This window comes from Pseudanabaena sp. 'Roaring Creek' (assembly GCF_001402795.1).
Lineage (GTDB): Bacteria > Cyanobacteriota > Cyanobacteriia > Pseudanabaenales > Pseudanabaenaceae > Pseudanabaena.
In genome coordinates this window covers 1-3,698 of the sequence record NZ_LIRE01000407.1, presented here as the reverse complement: position 1 = coordinate 3,698, position 3,698 = coordinate 1, and the positions used below count along the sequence as shown (strand labels likewise).

Annotated in this window: 2 protein-coding genes; both read right to left on the bottom strand. The window is 46.4% G+C overall.

Going from position 1 to position 3,698, the window contains the following annotated elements; translation table 11 throughout:
- Positions 1–148: 148 nt before the first annotated feature.
- Complete coding sequence (locus AC805_RS13625; protein WP_055075931.1) at positions 149–1,504, bottom strand: aminotransferase class V-fold PLP-dependent enzyme; 1,356 nt, start codon at positions 1,502–1,504, stop codon at positions 149–151.
- Between the two features lie 174 nt (positions 1,505–1,678).
- Positions 1,679–3,460, bottom strand: coding sequence for an ABC transporter ATP-binding protein (locus AC805_RS13620; RefSeq protein WP_055075930.1), 1,782 nt, complete (start codon positions 3,458–3,460; stop codon positions 1,679–1,681).
- Positions 3,461–3,698 lie beyond the last annotated feature (238 nt).

The window sequence follows — 3,698 nt, the reverse complement described above, 5'->3', positions numbered from 1 at the left end:
AAGCGCCGCAACTCTCTATTGGGTTTGATTTTTGTCCTAACATTACTGAATATAGCGATAAAACCGATTCTTTATTTATACAACTGTAAGTTATAGTGGTCAGTTTGGTGATGGGGAGCAAAGCCAAGGTATCGCAGCCTTACAGGTATCATCCCGCATAGGGATGTAAAACCACTGCTTTGAGAATGCGATCGCCTTTCCAGAGCGGTAAAGATAGCCATAATTTGCCTTCATCGATCCACTGTTGGCGCAATGCTGCACTACTTAGTTGGGGATCAGTAGATTGAAGACAAATAATATTTAATGTCGGTTCGCAAACCAGCTCTAAATCCCTAGAAGCATCTACCCATTGCCGCAAATTATTCGATAGATCGAGCGATCGCTCGACCAGATAACGACAGCCTTCTATGCCCATTGCCTTCATCGCCATCCACAATTTGAGGCTATCAGTGCGCCTTGTTCCTTGCAAATTGAGGTTGCCAAAGTTGAGCGCGCGATCGTCCATATAGGGAAGTTCCCCTGCAAACCCATCTACCAGATGTTGCCGATCTTTTACGATGAGCATGGCACAGGTTCGGGCTACCCATAGCCATTTCTGAGGATTAAAGGTCATTGAGTCAGCAAGTTCGCAGCCTTGAAATAGAGGTTTTAGTTTGGGAGTAAAAATTCCCGCCCCACCATAGGCAGCATCAACATGAAACCAGCAATCATAGCGCTTAGCAATGACTCCTACCGCTTGGATGGGATCGATCGCGCCTGTCACCGTTGTACCAGCGATCGCCGCCACAAAAAAAGGCGTTTTCCCTTGGCTAATTGCTTGTTGAATGGCTATTTCTAATTCCTCAATGAGGATTTCACCGCGATCGTTCGTAGGCACGCGTACTAAGTTCTCCTTCCCAATGCCAATCACATTCATCGCCTTCTCAAAGGAAGTATGGGCAGCATCGGAGACAAAGGCGACTAAATTACCAGAACCACCAATATTTTTGCTCTCAGGACATTTCCAATTTCTTGCCAATAAAAGCCCCGAAATATTGGCAAGGCTACCACCAGCGGTAAGCGTACCAAAACAATCCTTGCCCATACCGAAGAAATGCCCAAACCATTGCATGAGCTGGGATTCCATTTCCGTAAATATGGGTGCTAGCTCGTAGCTCAGCATATTGTTATTGACTGCGGAAACTAGAGCGTCAGCCCAGATCGTGATAGCGGTAGGTACGCTGTCCATATGTCCCATATAACGGGGATTCTGGAAGTTAACTGTACGGGGCAAAATCTGCGATCGCACTTCGGATAGCAACTCTAAGAGTTCCTGTCCCTGTTGGGGAATGCGGAGATCGAAAGCAGGTTCATCCTTTACAAAGGGATGATTTTGAGTATCCAGAACTGAATCCACGATCAGATCCACAAAGGCATAGCCTAACTTGCGGATGTCTTCGAGATTGGAGCGATCGGGATTGAGAAAATGGGAATTAAGGGAGAATTGGCGCGGGGAATCGGGCATTGTTACGTTTATTGATCAATGAGTCCCCAAGGGATACTGGCGATGGCATCACAACTTGAGGGGATTAAGTAACTGGGCGCAATTAAATATAAAACCCTTAAATCTGAAGCGCACGCTGAGCGTGCGCTTCAGGTTTTGGTTCTGGTTTTAAATTATGCACCGCTACTCATAAGTTTAGTCGATGTAAGGGATGCGCGGAATCGAAGCAATCAAAGCCTTGGTATATTCGTGGTGAGGATTTGTCAAAATCGATGCGGTGCTGCCCTGTTCCACGATTTTACCGCCACGCATCACTGCAATGCGATCGCAAAAAAATTGGGCGACAGCGAGATCGTGGGTAATAAAGATATAGGTAAGTTTAAATTCCTGTTTGAGGTCGCGCATTAGCTGTAAAACTTGGCTCTGGATCGAGGCATCCAGCATACTTACTGGTTCGTCACAGATAACCAATTTGGGGTTAGTAATCAGGGCGCGGGCGATCGCGACCCTCTGTAACTGTCCTCCTGACAAATCGGATGGATAGCGCTCGGCTAGTTGCGAACTCAGCCCTACTTTTTCGAGAATGGCATATACCTTGTCGCGGGCAGCTTCGAGGTTGGGGACGATCTGGTGAATCAGCAGCGGATCGGCGACGCTCCGAAACACGGTCATGGAGGGACTGAAACAGGCTCGCGGATCTTGAAAGATCATCTGCATCTGCGATCGCATTTGGCGCAACTGTTCGCCTTTGAGCTTAGTGAGTTCTACGCTATTAAAACGCACCAAACCGCGATCGGGCTTAATTAATTGCAGGATCGCTCGCCCAGTCGTACTTTTGCCCGACCCACTTTCGCCAATAATGCCAAAGGTCTCACCTGAGAGGATCTCTAAGTCAATTCCATCAACAGCTTTGACCACACCAATCGAGGCATCAAAAAATCTAGCGATCAGATTGCCCCCAGTGACATAGTGCTTTTTTAGATGATTGACATAGAGAATCACTCTGGGAATAGACTTTTGCGGGACAGTAATTTTTTCAATTAATTGAGTTTCTTGCGGTTTTGGATTCTCTTCCTGATTCTCTTCAGAAGTATTCGTCTCTTCGGCATCACTCACAGGGATAACTTCAGGGGATTGGAGATCTTGAATTACGGGAAGATCTTGAATTGCAGGAATATCTTGGATTTCCTGTTGGCTTTGATGGGATTCGAGCGCCTCAGGGTGAAAATGTAGCACCGAAGTTAGCAAGCTCTGGGTATAGGGATGCTGCGGGGAACGGAAGATCTGCTCGACGGTTCCCGTCTCCACGATCGCCCCGTTATACATGACGGCAATGCGATCGCAATATTCGGCAACCATACCCAGATCGTGGGTAACTAGTAATAAACCCATCGAACGACTTTTGCGAAGGGTCGTTAGTTCTTTGAGAATTTCCGAGGCGACAGTAACATCAAGACTAGTAGTTGGCTCGTCGGCAATCAACAAAACGGGATTCAGTAATAAAGAAAGGGCGATCGCAACTCTCTGCCGCATTCCGCCGCTAAATTCATGGGGATATTGCTTAGCACGGGATGGATCGATACGAACGGATCTAAGAGCTTCATTTAGCCGTTGCTTTGCCGATTGCGTCGATAGCTTAGGGTAGTGAGACGCTAATACTTCCAGCCCATGTCCTTCTATGCTCATCAGGGGATCGAGTCTTGTCATCGGATCTTGAAATATTAGTCCGACTTTTTTCCCGCGCCACTTACCATCTTTTTTTTCAGCGATCGCTTCGCCATCAACGCATATTGTTCCTTCCATACTCGCGCTTTGGGGCAATAGCTTGATTAGCGATCGACCAATTGTCGATTTCCCGCATCCACTCTCACCGATTAAACCCAGCGCTTCACCTGCTTGTAAGTGGAAAGTGACGCGATCTACGGCGGGCAATGCATCGCCATAACGTACAGTTAAGTTTTCAACTTCAAGCAGCATGTTTTTAAGGTCTGAGTATCTAAAGCATCTCAAGCTAAAATATCACGCTTCAAGACATATAAAGCCTTTTACCATCAAATTTGCGTAAGCCTTAATTCATAATCATGGATAATACCAATTCCCAAAATGGCGTTGCCATTTTGGGAATCTCAAAACCTTACTGGGTTTAGTTTTAATTCACAAAAGTGTTGTCACACTTTCGTGAATTGGTATAAGTAGCTAGTAGGCAGTCAAGTAA

What these genes read in the sequence shown, in the direction of transcription:
- AC805_RS13625 (WP_055075931.1), bottom strand. Translation starts at nt 1,504, where the DNA reads ATGCCCGATTCCCCGCGCCAATTCTCCCTTAATTCCCATTTTCTCAAT.
- AC805_RS13620 (WP_055075930.1), bottom strand. Translation starts at nt 3,460, where the DNA reads ATGCTGCTTGAAGTTGAAAACTTAACTGTACGTTATGGCGATGCATTG.